Genomic DNA, 14,516 nt, shown 5'->3' with positions numbered 1-14,516 from the left:
CGAAAGGCTGGAGCCACGATGGACCACCCGAGCTCCGGGATCCGGAACAGCGAGATCGGCCGGGCGTACACCGAGCTGGCCCGGATCACCCGACGTGCGAGCATCCGTGCCCGCGGATCCGACCAGGCACTGAGCGTCGTCGACCAGTCCCTCGTCGACTTCGTGGTGCAGCACCCCGGCTGCATGGCCATCGACATCGCCCGGTACCTGCGCCTGAACCGCTCGACGATCTCGCGGCAGCTGTCCGGGCTCCTCGCCACGAAGCTGATCGAGACGACCGACGGCGGCACCGGCAACGCGAAGCCCCTCGTGGCGACGGACGCCGGTCGCACCGCGCTCGAGCGCTCCGTGCAGCTGCACCGGGATGCGCTGGAGGAACGGCTCGCCGGCTGGTCCGACGACGACATCGCCCTGCTCGCCGGACTGCTCGAACGGCTCGGCGCCTCGGACGAGGCCGGACTGCCGATGCCCGGACGATCCTCGACGTGACCACGTCGTTCGTCCTACTCTCCGACACGCACCTGCCGAAGCGGGCGAAGGACCTGCCCGCGGCACTCTGGGCGGACGTCGACGCCGCCGACCTGGTGGTGCACGCGGGGGACTGGGTCGACCTCGCCACCCTCGACGCCGTGCAGGCCCGATCCCACCGGTTCGAGGGCGTGCGCGGCAACAACGACGGCCCCGAGTTCGATGACCGGCTGCCGCTCGTCGCGCACTTCGCGGTCGAGGACCTGCGGTTCGCGCTCGTCCACGAGACCGGTGCCGCGACGGGCCGGGAGCGCCGGGCGGCCGCCGAGTACCCGGACGTCGACGTGCTCGTCTTCGGGCACTCGCACATCCCGTGGGACACCGTCGCACCGTCCGGGCTGCGGCTGCTCAACCCCGGCTCGCCGACCGATCGCCGTCGGCAGCCGGACTTCACGTGGATGCGCGGGACGGTGACCGGCGCCGACCTGGCCGTCGAGTTGGTGCGCCTGCCGCCGCCGGCCCGCTGAGGTCGCCCGCGCCGACGTTTCGCGCCAGACGACACCTCGCGGGTCGACGAACCCGTGAGGTGTCGGTCAGCACGTGAACTCGCCCGCGGCCCCCGCCAGCGGCATCGCGAAGAACGCCAGCTCCCACTCGGTCGAGCGGCGGAACGCCCGCGCCATCCGCCCCCGCTCGATCGGGGTCGCGGCTGCCGCCATCTCCTCGACCAGACGGGCCGCCTCGGCACTCGACGCCGCGAAGCCCGGGTCCCCGTACGCCGTGATCCAGTCGGCGAACAGATGGCCGTCCGGAGCCGCGCCGAGCTGCGCCCCCACCCAGGCGTAGACCCGGAAGCAGGGGAGCACCGCCGCGGCGAGCACGGCCGCCGACCCGGAGTCCGCCGCCTCCTGCAGGTGTGCGAGGTACCCGGCGCACGTCGGGTGGACGGGGTCGTCGGCGTGGGTGCCGGCGAGGCGTCGGTGGTGCAGGTCGCGGGCCTCGGCGGCGCACCCCTCGGACGCCGCCGTCCAGAAGGCGGCAGCCGCAGGACCACGACCAGCGCCAGCGGCCGCAGCGCCGGGAGCCGCAGCGCCGGCAGCCGCAGCGCCGGCACCAGCGCCCGCAGCGCCGCCAGCGCTCGCCGCCAACGCCGCCAGGTGCTGCTCGTAGGCCCGCAGGTAGTGCACGTCCTGCGCGAGGTACCCGGCGAACACGTCCGCGTCGAGCGTCCCGTCGCGCAGCCCGACCAGGAACCCGCACTCGATCGTGGCCTGCAGCACGGAGTCGACGTCGGACCACCACACGTCGGTGAACCGGACCACGGGCAGCGACGCGCGGATCACGGCGCCGTGGTCGATCGGCCCGTTGCCGGACCCGACCTCCAGGGCATCGGCTCCCCGCAAGGCCGCCGTCAGCCAGGGCTTCGCCACCCCGACCGCGAGCTCCCAGTCCCCGTGCCGGGCAGCGAGCGTCGCGATCGCACTCGACAGGGAGCACCCGGTGCCGTGCGTGTTGGCCGTCGCGACGCGGGGAGCGGTGAACCGCCGAGCGGACCCCGACGGCGACACGAGCACGTCGTCGGAGGTCGGCCCATCGTCGTGCCCGCCCTTCGCCAGCACGAGCACGTCCCACGTCGACGCCACGAGCCGCGCAGCGTCCAGCGACGACAGCGACGCAGGCGCCGCACCAGCCCCGGCCAGCTCCGCCAACGCCTGCAACTCGGCTCGGTTCGGCGTCACCAGGTCGGCCAGCCCGAACAGCGCCCCCATCGCCGCGGCGGCGTCCTCGTCGAGCAACCGGTCACCACTCGTCGCCACCATCACCGGGTCCACGACGACCACGGGCGGCCGGTGCTCCCGCAACCAGTCCGTCACGACGCGGACGACGGGTGCTGTGCCGAGCATCCCGATCTTCACGGCGTCGATGGTGACGTCGTCCGACACCGCGTCGAGCTGCTCCCGCAGGAACGCGACGTCCGGCACGTGCACCGACCGCACCCCGTGCGTGTTCTGCGCGACGAGGGCGGTGACCACGCCCATGCCGTAGCCGTCGTGCGCGGCGATCGCCTTGAGGTCGGCCTGCAGTCCGGCGCCGCCCGTCGGGTCGGTCCCGGCGATGGCCAGGACGCGCGGGACGCTCACGACCAGGCCCCGGCTGGGAGGCCCGGATCACCCTGACCGGGTCCCCTCGCCTCCGCCCCGTGGCCGGGTCCAGAGCTCCACGCGGCCACGTACGCGGCCGCTGCGGACCCGGGATCGGCCGCGGCGCAGATGCCCGACACGATCGCGACCCCGGCTGCGCCCGCTGCCCGGAGCGGCGCGACGTCGTCGAGGGTCACCCCGCCGATCGCCACGCACGGCACGTCCGTCGCTGCCGCGAGCCGGGCGAAACCGTCGTGCCCGAGCGCCGGCGGGTGGCCGGCCTTCGTCGTGGTGGGGTGCACGACCCCGACGCCGAGCAGGTCCACGGTGCCGCGGGGCAGGCGGGCGACGACCGCCAGGTGCTCCGGGGTGTTCGCGGTCAACCCCACGTGCGCGTCCGGCCCGAGCAGGGCACGAGCAGCGGTCACCGGCACGTCCGACTGGCCGAGGTGCACCCCGGCGACCCGGTGTCCCGCGTGCCGAGCGGCGAGGGCGACGTCGAGCCGGTCGTCGACCACCACGGCGGCGCGGTCGCCCACGGCATCGGCCACGGCAGCGCTCAGGGCCAGCAGGTCGCGCGCCGAGGCGTCCTTGTCCCGCACCTGCACGATCCGGACCCCGGCGTGCACCGCGGCGCGGACCACCCCGAGCACACCGACACCGTGCCAGTCGGCCAGGGCGCCGTCGGTGACCAGGTACACGCCGAAGTCCTCCGGCAGTCCGCTCATGCCGGCACCACCAGGGACGCAGGCTCGGCCTCGACCGTGATCCGGGCCTCGCGGACGACGTCCTCGGGGGTGAGCGACGCCAACCGGTCGAGGAACAGCGGCTGGAAGGTGCCGGGGCCGCCGGCCTCGCGGGCGGCGAGCTCCGCGGCGATCGTGTGCACCGCGGTCGCCGCGACGGCGGCCGCACCGGCGTCGTCGGGCGCGACCGACGTGAACGCGGCGACGACCGCGCCGAGGACGCACCCGCCCCCGGTGATCCGCGTCAACAGCTCGGTGCCGTTCGCGACCCGCACCACACCGGTGCCCGGCGCGACCAGCAGGTCGACGGGACCCGACACGGCCACCGCGGCCACGAGCCTCCCGGCCGCCTGACCGGACACGGCGTCGACCGCAGCCGCACGGGCGTCCTCGGTGCCCACCGTGCTGTCGACACCGCGGCCACCGGCCGACGTGCCGAGCAGGGCGAGGACCTCGGACGCGTTGCCGCGCAGCACCGTCGGGTGCAGCGCGAGCAGCTCGCGGGCCAGAGCGGTGCGCACCGGCAACGAGCCGACCGCGACGGGGTCGAGCACCCAGGGGGTACCGGTGTCGTGGGCGGCGTGCGCGGCCTCGAGCGCCGCGACCCGGGGTTCGGCGTGCGGGGTGCCGGTGTTGACCAGCAGGGCGTCGGCGACCCGGGCGAACGGTCCCGCTTCGGTCGCCACGTCGACCATCGCGGGCGAGGCCCCGAGGGCGAGCAGCGCGTTCGCGGTGACGTTCTGCACCACGGTGTTCGTGATGCACTGCACCAACGGGCTCCGGGCTCTGACGGCCTCGAGCAGTTCGGCGGTTCGGTGGGCCCAGTCAGGGGAGGGCGCAGCGGATTCCATGGACGATCCCTTCGCGAGTACGAGCTCGAGCAGGTTCGACGGGTGTGATCTCAGCCGCTGGTTGCGGCACCCCGTGTCTCGATCGACACCGTACACGAGCAGCTGCGTCGAGCCCCGGCCCGTCGTCTCCGGCCCCGTCGTCTCCGGTCACATGCCCTGCACCGTGTGACAGGGTTGGTGTGTGCCAGACTCCACGCCTCCCGGACCGCCACCAGGCCCCCGCGACCCCGGCGATGCCTGGGCGGTCGGTCCCGACGGCACCAAGGCCTGGGGACTCTTCGGCGCCGCAGGCCTGCTCGTCGACGACGGCGCCGGACGCGTGCTCCTGCAGCACCGCGTCGAGTGGAGCCACCACGGCGGCACCTGGGGAATCCCCGGGGGCGCACGCCACCAGGGCGAGGAGGCCGTCACCGGTGCGCTCCGCGAGTCCGCCGAGGAAGCCGGTGTCCCGCACGACGGTGTCGACCTCCGCCACACGGCACTCCTCGACCTCGGGTTCTGGACCTACACGACCGTGGTGGGGCGTGCCGCTCGGCCGTTCGAACCGGTGATCGCGGACCGCGAGAGCCTCGCCCTGTCCTGGATCCCCGTCGACGAGGTCGAGGACCTGCCGCTCCACCCCGGGTTCGGGAGGTCGTGGCCGGCGCTCCGCGCGTCCCTCACCACCACCCCGCACGTCGTCGTCGACGCGGCGAACGTCGTCGGCAGCGTGCCCGACGGCTGGTGGAAGGACCGGGCGGGAGCCGCTGCACGCCTGCTGTCGTCGGTGACGGCGCTCGCCGAGTCCGGGGTGACCGCCGACGTGCTGGCGCTGCCGTTCGCCCGGTGGTGGCCGCGGTGGACCGTGGTGCTCGAGGGCGAGGCCCGGGCGGCCTCCGCGTCGTCGGACGGCGCACTGCCCCGTGCGCTGCCCGGCGCGCTGCCCCGTGCACTCGACGTCGTCGCAGCGCCGGGTTCGGGGGACGACGCCATCGTGGACGCCGCTCGTGCCGCGGTCGAGGCCGGCGACGGTCCCGTCGTGGTCGTCACGGCGGACCGGGAGCTCCGTGCCCGCGTCGAGGCGCTCGGTGCCGTGGTGCACGGGCCGTCCTGGCTGCGCGACCAGTTCTAGCGGCGGTACGCCGTCGGCGCACGGTGCGAGGTCGTTCGGCGCACGGTGCATGGCGTCCGGCGTCCGGCGTCCGGCGCACGGTGCGAGGTCGTTCGTTCGGTGCTGGCTTGATCGCTCCGTGCGCCGCATCAACCTCGCACCGAGCGGCCGGTGTCGCACGGACTGACGCACCGCGCACGGTGCGGCGCGCCCCCGTGCCCCCGCACGCCCGCCCACGTGCCCCCGCGCCCTGCCCGCCCGCGCCCCGCACGCCGGCGTGGCCGTGCCGCGCGCCTACGCCGTCGGCAGGTACCGCCGCGACGACACGAGCACCGCGCACCACGACACGACGCCGAGTCCGACGATCACCCAGAGGACGACCGGCAGCGCCACGACGTTCGCGATCGCCGCGATCACGGCCGGCGCCAGGAACCCCGCGTACGCCGCCGCGTAGAACACCCCGGTCAGTCCGGCCAGGTCGCGGGATCCGGCGATCCGCTGCACCTCGAGCAGCGACGACACCAGGGCGAGCCCGATCCCGACGCCGATGACGACGTTCGCGACGAGTCCGACCACGACGGACTGCAGCTCGATCGCGACGACGACCACGGCGATGCCGGCCGTCATGCACGCGAGGGCCGTCGTGAGTCCGCGCGCCGAGGTCAGCGAGTGCACGCGCCGCGCGAGCGGTTGGACCGCGCTGGACACCCCGAGGGCGACGACGGTCGCGGCGGTGGCGAACAGCAGGCCCCACGCGCCGGTGGCTCCGGTGAGCCGGGTCGGCAGGTAGCCGTACCCGATCGCCGCCGAGCCGAAGATCCACGGGGCGGTGACGAGCACCACGCGGGTGAACCGTCGGTGCCCGGCGCTCGGCACCCGCAGCTGGCGCCACCACGGACCGGGGACACCGCCGGAGCGGTTGGTCTCGGGGGTGCGCCAGACGACGACGGCGAAGGGCAGTGCGACGACGATGTGGACCAGGAAGGGCAGCACCTCGGGGATCGGCCCCCACTGTGCGATGAGCCCGGCCACCAGCGCGCCGGAGGCCGAACCGAGCGTGAACGCCAGCGAGGCCCGGCGGGCACCGGACCCGGTGTCGGCGGATGGGTCGAAGCGTCCCTGTGACAGCTCCTTGACCCAGCTGTTGCCGACGGCCATCGCGATGCCGACGGTGATGCCGGAGAACAGCCGTCCGGCCGCCAGGAACCCGGGGCCGAGCGGTCCGAGTGCGAGCAGTCCGCTGCCGACGACGGCGGACACGATGGCGGCGAGCATGAGGGGCTTGCGGCCGTGCCGGTCGGACAGTGACCCGGCGACGAGCAGCGCCGGCGCGAGCCCGAGCACGTAGACGCCCAGGAAGACGTTGACGACGACCGACGAGTAGTGCTCGCGGCCCTCGTACATGAGCAGCAGGGGCGAGAACTGGTTGCCGCCCCACGAGCAGACGAACACCGCGCCCCACACGGCGACCCAGGGCATCACGCGCGCCGAGGGGACGGACAGTGAGCCGGTGGTGGGGATGCTCCCCGTCGCGCTCACAGGGCACCCCGGTGTGAGGCGACGTGGGCGTGCAGGACCTCGGCGTAACGGGCCGAGTCGCCTGCTGCCAGGGCTGCCGCGAGGGCTCGGTGGTCGTCGAGCGAGGCTTGCAGCTGCGACGGCTGCACCCGCATCAGCTGGTGTCGGAGCCGGTTCTGTCGGTCACGGAGCGTCTGCGCGAAGCGCACCGCGATCGCGTTCCGCGACGCGCCGATCACCGCACCGTGGAACGCCGCGTCGACCTCGATGAACCGGTCGACGTCGCCCGTCGCGACCGCCTGCTCCTGCTCCGCCAGCATGGCCTGGAGGCCCGGGGTGACGTCCGCCACGCGGCCGTCGGTCACGACGCGGGTCGCCGCCGTGGCCTCGATCGCCTCGCGCATCTCCAGCACGTCCGCCGCCTCGTTCGGGGACATCGGGCGCACCACCGCACCCTTGCGGGACTCCAGGGTGAGCAGGTCCTCGGCGGCCAGGCGCAGGAAGGCCTCGTGCACGGGGGTGCGGGACACCCCGATCTCCTGGCACAGGGCGTTCTCGCTGATCGCGGTCCCACCGGGGAGGTCGCCGCGGATGATCGCCCGCTTGACGTGGTCGTATGCGCGGTCGGATGCGGCCTGGGTCGTCCTGTGCTGCTCCACGGTGAACGATCGTACGCCCTTGCATGCAACGCTGCATGCCGTCACGTGACGTGTTGTTCACACCACCGGGTCACACGCGGCGGCGCACGTCGATACGCTGGCCGGACGTCAACGGAGACGCACACACAGGAGGTTCCCCATGGAGCGGATCACCAGGGCCGACGACCGAGTCCACCGCCCGGCCGGACCGTGGACACCGACCGTCCACCGGCTGCTCGCACACCTGCACGAACAGGGGTTCGTCGCGGCACCGGAACCGATCGAGCACGGCGACACCCTCGAGACGGTGTCGTTCGTCCCCGGGGTCGCGGGGGAGTACCCGTGGACCGAGGACGTCGCGAGCGAAGCCGCCCTCGTCACGAGCGCACGACTGCTCCGGCACTTCCACGACGCCGCGACCACGTTCCCGCGTGACGGGGCGCGCGACTGCTGGTCGCAGGCCGAACGCACCCCCGTCGAGACGATCGTGCACGGCGACTTCGCCCCGTACAACTGCGTCTACGACGGCATCCAGGCCGTGGGGCTCATCGACTTCGACACCGCACACCCCGGTCCCCGGGTCTGGGACGTCGCGAGTGCCGTGTACCGGTTCGCCCCGTTCACCACCGGCGCCGTCGAGGGCATGACCGCCCCGGACCTCGACGACCGGCTCGCCCGTGCCGCGGAGTTCTGCCGCGCCTACGACCTCGACGACCGCTCCCGCAGCGTCCTCGCCGAGACGATGGCCGCGTCCCTCGTCGCGATGGTCACCACCATGGAGACCGAGGCCGCCGCCGGCAACCCGAAGTTCGTCAGCGACCTGGCGCACGGGCACGCCGACCTGTACCGGGCCGACGTCGCCTACATCGAGCAGCACGCCGCCGCCATCGCCGCCGCCGTCGCGTGACCCCGACCCCTGCGCAGCTCCGCACGCTGCGGCTCGCCGCGCAGGGGATCGCCGTCGCCGGCCTCGGCCCCACCGGTGCGGTCGAACGGATGACCGCCGTGCAGGGGCAGGACCTCGGCCAGGTCCTCTGGGCCATCGGGGTCCGCTCACCCGGAGCCACCCGTGACGACGTCCGCGCCGCCTTCGACCGCGGCGAGCTCGTCCGCTCCTGGCCGATGCGGGGCACCCTGCACGCCATGCGCCCCGACGACCTGCGGCTCCTGCTCTCCCTGACCGCCGAACGGACCCTGCGCAGCATCGCCCGACGCGCCACCGAACTCGGCATCGACCAGCCCCTGCTCGACCGAGCACGGGACGCCACCGTCGCCGCACTGTCCGGCCGCCGCGCCCTCGTCCGCGACGAACTCTTCGACGAGTACCGCGCCGCCGGCATCGACCCCACCGCCGGCCGCGGCTACCACCTGCTGCTGCAGCTCTCGCAAGAGGGACTCGTCGCCTGGGGGCCCACCGCCCGCGTCGGCCAGGGCCTCGTGCTCCTCGACGAGTGGGCACCGGCGCTCGCCGAGGTCCCCGACCGCGACGAAGCACTCCGCCGGGTCCTGCTCGGGTACCTCCGCGGCCGAGGTCCCGCCACCGAGGCCGACGCCGCCAGCTGGACGAAGCTCCCGCTCGGCGACCTCCGCCGTGCCCGAGCCGCCGCCGGCGACACCGTCGAGGACCTCGGCGACGGACTCCTCGCGCTCGCCGACCGACCCACCACCGGCGGCACACCCACCGTCCACCTGCTGCCCGGGTTCGACGAGTACCTGCTCGGGTACGCCGACCGCTCCGCCCAGCTCGACCCCGCACACGCCGACCGGGTCGTCCCGGGCGCCAACGGCATGTTCCTGCCGATGGCCGTCGTCCGCGGGCGGGTCGTCGGCACCTGGAAGCGCACCGATCGCGCCAGCAGGGTGGCCGTCACCGTCACACCCTTCGCGGCACTCGACGACGCCTCGGTGCGCGCGCTCGAGGCGGCCGCCGCCCGGTACGCGCGGTTCCTCGACGCGCCCGTCGCGTTCGGGGTGGTGGAGGCGACCAGCCGCTGACCGCAGCCGGTGGGCTCGAGCGCCTCCCATCCCTCCAGGCCGTCCCCAGCAACCACGCGGCGGACTCGTACCCTGCCTCGGGTAATGTCGCAGGGCCATGACCGACAGCCCGGCCGACGCCACCCCGTACGAAGTCCTCGGCGTCCCCGCGACCGCCGACGACGACGCGCTCCGCCGCGCCTACCGGCGCGCGGCACGCGAATCCCACCCCGACCTCGGCGGCGACGCCCAGCACTTCCGCCGCGTCCAGCTCGCCTGGGAACGCATCGGCACGCCCGCAGCGCGCCGCGCCTACGACGCCGGCTCGCGCGGCTCGTTCAGCAGCAGCGGCGCCGGCCCGTTCAGCACGTCCGGTGCGTCCGGTTCGTCGACCGGGAGGCCCGACACCGGTCGCGACGCCTACGCACCCCCGTCAGCCCGTCGCGACACCCGCCCCCGCGCCCGGTCACACGGACACCCCGGCGGACGCTCCCGCGAGGTCTTCCTGCAGGCCGAACGCGAATGGGTCGGCCTCGGCGACCCCATCGAAGACCCCTACGACCCCACCCTCATCCGTTCCGCACCCCGACACATCCGACGGCTGCTCGGCGAGGCGCTCGCCGAAGAGGCCACCGCCTCGATCGTCTCGGACATGGGCATCGGTGTCACCGTCTGGCACGACCTCGACGCCGGGTCCGAGGGCAAGCTCGACCACGCCGTCCTGACCCCGAGCGGGCTCTGGGCCGTCGAGTCGATCGACTGGGGAGCCCCCGTCCGGGTCGAGCACGGCGACATCGTCGGAGAGACCCTGGCGCCCGGCGAGCGTCCGGTGAAGGAACTCGTCCGCGCCGCCCGTGCCGTGCAGAAGCAGACCCGGGTGCGGTTCACCGGCCGGCTGCTCGTCGTGCCGGACTCCGCCGTCGAGGTCGACGTGCAGCTCGTCGGCTCCCCGAAGAAGCCGACCGCCCTCGTCGTCCGCCGCAGTGCGCTCGGGCAGGTGCTGAACGGCGTGTGGTCCCCACCCGGATCGGTCGACGTGTTCGAGATCCGCGACCGACTGCAGCAGACCGTCCGCTTCGTCTGACGTCCGGCCCGCACGGCGTCGGGGGCCGGCGTCAGTAGCCGCGGAGCTTCTCGAGGTCGCGGCGCTCCCGCTTGCTCGGACGCCCGGCACCGCGGTCGCGCATCGGGACGAACCCCGCCTCTTCCTTGGACAGCCGCGGCGGGGTCTTGTCCTCGAAGTGCTTCGCGGCCTCTGGAGCACTCGTCCGCTTCAGGATGATGCCCGTGACGACGACGATCCGGTCGAAGCCGTTCTGCCGCACCCGGACCTCGTCGCCGGGGCCGATCGGCTGCGCGGGCTTCGCGCGCTCCCCGTTCACCCGGACGTGCCCGGCCTTGCACGCGGCGGTCGCAGCGGAGCGGGTCTTGGTGATCCGCACCGCCCAGATCCAGCTGTCCACGCGAGCCTTGGCCATCCCCTCACTCTAGGCGGCCCCTACGCTGGGCGGGTGAGCACCGGGGAGCAGGCAGCGATCGCGCGGTCCCGTGCGCTCGGGGTCCTGCACGACGCCGCGATCGGTGACCGGCTCGTGGTGCGGGCACACCACGGCGACGGCGCACAGGACGCCCTCGGGGACCTCGTCGCCCGCACCCCCGACACCGTGACGATCGCGACCCGCCGCGGCCCGGTCGAGGTCCGGCTCGCCGACGTCGTCGCCGCGAAGCCCGTCCCGCCGCCCCCGGCCCCGCGCGCGCCCCGCCGCTGACCTCGCACCGTGCGAGGTTCGCACCGTGCGAGGCTCGCACCGTGCGAGGCTCGCACCTCACGAGGTTCGTGCGGCGCTGGTCGTGGCCGCACGGTGCAGGGTTGGTCGGGCCGTGCGGGCGTGGCCGCTCGGTGCGAGCTTGCTGCGCTGCACGGGGCGGTCAAACCTGCACCGGTTGACGGCCGACGCACCGTGTACGTTTCGCGTCGTCGCGCCCGCACGGTGCGGACTTCCTCGGCCCGTGCGGGCGAGACAGCTCCGTGCGGCGTTGTATCGGGGCACGGAGCCGCCAACCTCGCTCCCGGCGACGAGACGTGCACCATGCGCCGCCGCCGCCGCCGCCGCCGCCGCCGCCGCCGCCGCCGCCGCCACCGCCGCCGCCGCCTGCCGCGCACGCCGCGCCGCACCCGCGCCGCGCGCGCACGGCGAGCCGCACCCCTCCGCACCCCGCACCCGACGTAGCCTCGACCCATGGCAGTCCCCGTCCCGCTCGGCACCGAGGACCGCACCGCCCGCCTCACCCTCCGCCGCCCCGACCAGTGGCGCCGCGAGGACTCTGCCCAGGCGGACCTGCGCGTCACCGGCGACGACATCGTCCTCACCGTCCGATCCCGACCCAGCGACCGCGCGATCGGCGACGAGAACACGGGCCTCCTCGCGAGACTGCCCGGTTCCGTCGAAGGGCTGCTGCTCGTCGGCTGCGACACCTGGACCGCTGCCGGGGCTCCCGCGCGCCTGGTCGAGTACGTGCGTCCCGACGAACACGGCGACGTCGCAGGTGCGCACCTGCTCTTCGTCACCGGGCGGCACCGCGTCGACCTGACGATCGAACGCCCCCTGGCACGCCTGCTCGAGACCGACGAGCTCGTGTTCGCGGTCCTCGAGAGCGTCCGCGCCGCCGAGCCGTCCCCGGTCCGCCCCGAGCGCGACCTCGAGCCGCTGCCCACCCCGGCGCCCGGCCCGGAGCTCGACGGCCCCCGCCTGAGCGCCGACGCGGTCGGCACGCTCAAGAGCCTCGCCGGACGCCGGTGGAACCCGACGCTCCTCCGCACCGCGGCGGGCCGCGAACTCATCGAAGCGGGCCTCCTCGGCCGACTCGGCACGCTGCCGGAGTCGACGCAGGCACTGCTCGAGCCGTGGCAGGGCGATGCCCAGCCGGTCACGCTGGAACAGCACCTGCCAGACGGTGGCGAGTCGCGCCTCCAGGCCTGGTCGCAGACCGTCGTGGACGGGACCGCCGAGGCGGGCGCAGTGGTCGCGTCCGTCACGCCGGATCGCGCGGTCGCGCTGACGGCCGGGAGGCTCGGCATCGGCCCGACGTGGACCTTCCCGTTCCGCACGGGGTCGCTCCCAGGGCACCTGCTCGGCCGCCGGCTGGCCGGCGGCTCCGACGCACCGGACCTGCCGGAGGCCCTCGTCGAGGCGGACCCGCGGCTCGCGCGCTTCTGGGCGGCGCCGTGGACGGTGTCGTACCTGCGTCGACCGGGCAAGCCGAAGCCGATGACGATCGTTCGCGCCGAGGGGATCGGCTTCGCCCGCGTGGGCAAGACGGAAGCCGGGGAGACCGTCTTCCAGACGGACTCCCCGGCGAACGTGTACCGGTCGGTGGTGCGGGCGCTGCTCGGCTGAGCCGGCGCTCGCTCGCGCTTCTGCTTCCGCTCAGGCGGCCGGGCCGGCGGTCAGGGTGACGGTGACGGTCTTGGCGGCGCCGGCGCTGTCGGTGTAGCCGACCACGACCTTGTCGCCGACGGAGTGCGACTGCACGGCCGCGGTGAGCTCGTCCGAGGTCGTGACCGTCTTGCCGCCGAGGCTCGTGATCGTGTCGCCCTCGGCCAGGCCGGCGCTCGCGGCACCGGAACCCTCGACCGTGCCGGCGACAGCGACGCCGCCAGTGGTGCTCGCGGTGCTGCTGACCTGGACGCCGAGGAAGGCCGGCAGACCGATGGTGATCGTGCTCGAGGATTCCCCGGCCAGGATCTTCTCGGCGATCGCCTTCGCGGTGGTGATCGGGATGGCGTAGCCGGTGACGTCCGCGGTGCCCGAGGACGCTGCGGTCGCCATGCCGACGACCTCGCCCTCGCTGTCGACGACGGGGCCGCCGGAGTCGCCGGAGACGATGTTCGCCGCGATCTCGATCAGACCGGACAGCGACTCGGTCCCGGTGCCGGACTCGCTCTGCACCTGGATGTCCTGGTCGGTGGCCGTGACGGTGCCCTCGGCGGCGACGAGGTTGCCCGTGCCCTCGGCGTTGCCGACGTCGGTGACGGTGTCACCGGTGCTCGGCTCGCCGTCGTCGTCGAGCGTGACGGTGGACAGGCCGGAGGCGTCCTCGAGCTTCAGGACGGCGACGTCGTTCGTGGCGTCGGTGCCGACCACGTCCGCTTTGTACTCCTTGCCGGTGGTCTCGTCGGTGACGGTGATGCTCGTGGCGCCCTGGATGACGTGGTTGTTCGTCAGGACCGTGCCGTTCGAGCTGAGGATCATGCCGGTGCCGGCCGCCTGCGAGGACTCGTCGTAGTTCAGGACGGTGTTGATCGTCACGACGCCCTTCTTCTGGGCGGCGGTCGCTGCGGTGGCGGCGGACTCGGTGCTCGTGCCGGTGCTGCCGTCGGTGGTGCCGCTGCCGTCGGTTCCGCTGCCGTCGGTGCCGCTGCCGTCTCCGGGGACGGTGAAGCCGTTCGTGCCGTCGCTGCTGCCCGTGCCGCTGCCGGTGTCGGGCAGCGTCGTGGTGCCCTGCGACTGGCTCGACGTCGTGGTCGTGCTCTGCGAGGACAGGCCGAGGGCCGTGCCGCCGGCGGCGCCGACGATCGCGAGGGCCGCGATGCCGGAGCCGATCATCAGCCCGAGGCGACGCGGGCGCTTCGTGCCCGCTCCCGGGTGGTTCGCCGTCGCCGCGGTGTGCGCCCAGGCGTGGTGGGTGCCGGTGAGCGCCGGGCTGCCGATCAGGTACGGGCCGCGGCCGTCGGGGGAGTACGCGTAGGGGCCGGAGCCGTCCGGGCCGTACAGGTACGGGCCGGAGCCGTCGAAGGCGTAGGCCGGACGGAGGGTGGCGGGGTCGGCGTGGGGTGCCTCCCAGCTCATCCCGTACGCCTGCTGCTGCCGCTGCTGCTGCGTGCCGTCGGTCCGGGCGGTGCCCTGCTCGTCGTGCTCGCGGTCGGCGTCGGCGGCGGGGTTCGGGGTCTCGTTCATCGGTGCTCTCCGGTCGTCCCTCGACGACCCGGGCGGGTGTCGATGGAGACCAGTACAGGCGGCGATCCAATGACGAGCCTATGAACGGACCCAGCGACTGCTCCGGGCTTGCTCGGGGGACGCCGAGTGGGG

15 protein-coding genes and 1 riboswitch are annotated in these 14,516 nt (G+C 74.3%); of the genes, 8 read left to right on the top strand and 7 right to left on the bottom strand.

What is annotated here, in order from left to right; translation table 11 throughout:
• Positions 1–18 precede the first annotated feature (18 nt).
• Both ITJ69_RS08245 and ITJ69_RS08240 read left to right on the top strand, forming a co-directional pair.
• Positions 19–489, top strand: a complete 471-nt coding sequence (locus tag ITJ69_RS08245; RefSeq protein ID WP_123939187.1) for a MarR family winged helix-turn-helix transcriptional regulator — start codon at positions 19–21, stop codon at positions 487–489.
• A complete protein-coding gene (locus tag ITJ69_RS08240; RefSeq protein ID WP_131879022.1) occupies positions 486–995 on the top strand; it encodes a metallophosphoesterase family protein in 510 nt (169 codons plus the stop codon). The genes ITJ69_RS08245 and ITJ69_RS08240 overlap by 4 nt, the downstream gene beginning before the upstream one ends.
• A gap of 66 nt (positions 996–1,061) precedes the next feature.
• Here ITJ69_RS08240 and thiD read toward each other — a convergent pair whose 3' ends face one another.
• The 3 genes from thiD to thiM all read right to left on the bottom strand — a co-directional run bounded on the left by thiD (position 1,062) and on the right by thiM (position 4,206).
• Complete coding sequence (gene thiD, locus ITJ69_RS08235) at positions 1,062–2,609, bottom strand: bifunctional hydroxymethylpyrimidine kinase/phosphomethylpyrimidine kinase (RefSeq protein WP_323743069.1); 1,548 nt, start codon at positions 2,607–2,609, stop codon at positions 1,062–1,064.
• Complete coding sequence (gene thiE, locus ITJ69_RS08230; RefSeq protein WP_194672511.1) at positions 2,606–3,337, bottom strand: thiamine phosphate synthase; 732 nt, start codon at positions 3,335–3,337, stop codon at positions 2,606–2,608. Before thiE ends, thiD begins: the two co-directional genes overlap by 4 nt.
• A complete protein-coding gene (gene thiM, locus ITJ69_RS08225) occupies positions 3,334–4,206 on the bottom strand; it encodes a hydroxyethylthiazole kinase (protein WP_194672510.1) in 873 nt (290 codons plus the stop codon). Before thiM ends, thiE begins: the two co-directional genes overlap by 4 nt.
• A riboswitch (TPP riboswitch) is annotated at positions 4,195–4,290 on the bottom strand. Its footprint overlaps the gene before it by 12 nt.
• A gap of 97 nt (positions 4,291–4,387) precedes the next feature.
• Here thiM and ITJ69_RS08220 point away from each other — a divergent pair.
• Positions 4,388–5,317, top strand: coding sequence for an NUDIX domain-containing protein (locus ITJ69_RS08220; protein WP_194672509.1), 930 nt, complete (start codon positions 4,388–4,390; stop codon positions 5,315–5,317).
• A gap of 273 nt (positions 5,318–5,590) precedes the next feature.
• On the opposite strand, the gene ITJ69_RS08215 is transcribed toward ITJ69_RS08220, so the two are convergent.
• Positions 5,591–6,835 carry an MFS transporter gene (locus ITJ69_RS08215; protein WP_323743068.1) on the bottom strand — a complete coding sequence of 415 codons (1,245 nt, stop codon included), beginning with the start codon at positions 6,833–6,835 and terminating at the stop codon, positions 5,591–5,593.
• Complete coding sequence (locus tag ITJ69_RS20935; RefSeq protein WP_194672508.1) at positions 6,832–7,473, bottom strand: GntR family transcriptional regulator; 642 nt, start codon at positions 7,471–7,473, stop codon at positions 6,832–6,834. The genes ITJ69_RS08215 and ITJ69_RS20935 overlap by 4 nt, the downstream gene beginning before the upstream one ends.
• Before the next feature lie 139 nt (positions 7,474–7,612).
• Between ITJ69_RS20935 and ITJ69_RS08205 the strand changes: the two genes are divergently transcribed.
• From ITJ69_RS08205 to ITJ69_RS08195, 3 genes are all read left to right on the top strand, one after another.
• Positions 7,613–8,359 (top strand): phosphotransferase enzyme family protein, encoded by a 747-nt coding sequence (locus ITJ69_RS08205; RefSeq protein WP_194672507.1) that lies wholly within the window; start codon positions 7,613–7,615, stop codon positions 8,357–8,359.
• Positions 8,356–9,447 carry a winged helix DNA-binding domain-containing protein gene (locus ITJ69_RS08200; protein ID WP_194672506.1) on the top strand — a complete coding sequence of 364 codons (1,092 nt, stop codon included), beginning with the start codon at positions 8,356–8,358 and terminating at the stop codon, positions 9,445–9,447. The genes ITJ69_RS08205 and ITJ69_RS08200 overlap by 4 nt, the downstream gene beginning before the upstream one ends.
• 97 nt (positions 9,448–9,544) lie before the next feature.
• Complete coding sequence (locus ITJ69_RS08195; RefSeq protein ID WP_194672505.1) at positions 9,545–10,510, top strand: DnaJ domain-containing protein; 966 nt, start codon at positions 9,545–9,547, stop codon at positions 10,508–10,510.
• A 31-nt stretch (positions 10,511–10,541) separates the two neighbouring features.
• Here the strand turns inward: ITJ69_RS08195 and ITJ69_RS08190 are convergent, their stop codons facing one another.
• A complete protein-coding gene (locus tag ITJ69_RS08190) occupies positions 10,542–10,904 on the bottom strand; it encodes an RNA-binding S4 domain-containing protein (RefSeq protein ID WP_123292446.1) in 363 nt (120 codons plus the stop codon).
• 33 nt (positions 10,905–10,937) lie between these two features.
• Here ITJ69_RS08190 and ITJ69_RS08185 point away from each other — a divergent pair, with 33 nt between their 5' ends.
• Together ITJ69_RS08185 and ITJ69_RS08180 are read left to right on the top strand one after the other, a co-directional pair.
• Positions 10,938–11,195, top strand: coding sequence for a hypothetical protein (locus tag ITJ69_RS08185; RefSeq protein WP_323743067.1), 258 nt, complete (start codon positions 10,938–10,940; stop codon positions 11,193–11,195).
• Positions 11,196–11,666: 471 nt separating this feature from the next.
• Positions 11,667–12,824, top strand: a complete 1,158-nt coding sequence (locus tag ITJ69_RS08180; protein WP_194672504.1) for a hypothetical protein — start codon at positions 11,667–11,669, stop codon at positions 12,822–12,824.
• Positions 12,825–12,854: 30 nt separating this feature from the next.
• Here the strand turns inward: ITJ69_RS08180 and ITJ69_RS08175 are convergent, their stop codons facing one another.
• Entirely contained in the window at positions 12,855–14,384 is a 1,530-nt protein-coding gene (locus tag ITJ69_RS08175) for a S1C family serine protease (RefSeq protein WP_228505136.1), read from the bottom strand.
• Positions 14,385–14,516: the final 132 nt, after the last annotated feature.

The sequence above is a fragment of the Curtobacterium sp. VKM Ac-2887 genome (genome assembly GCF_015350935.1).
GTDB lineage: Bacteria > Actinomycetota > Actinomycetes > Actinomycetales > Microbacteriaceae > Curtobacterium.
Note: the sequence above shows the minus strand (reverse complement) of the source record. Positions and strands in the feature narration are given on the sequence as shown.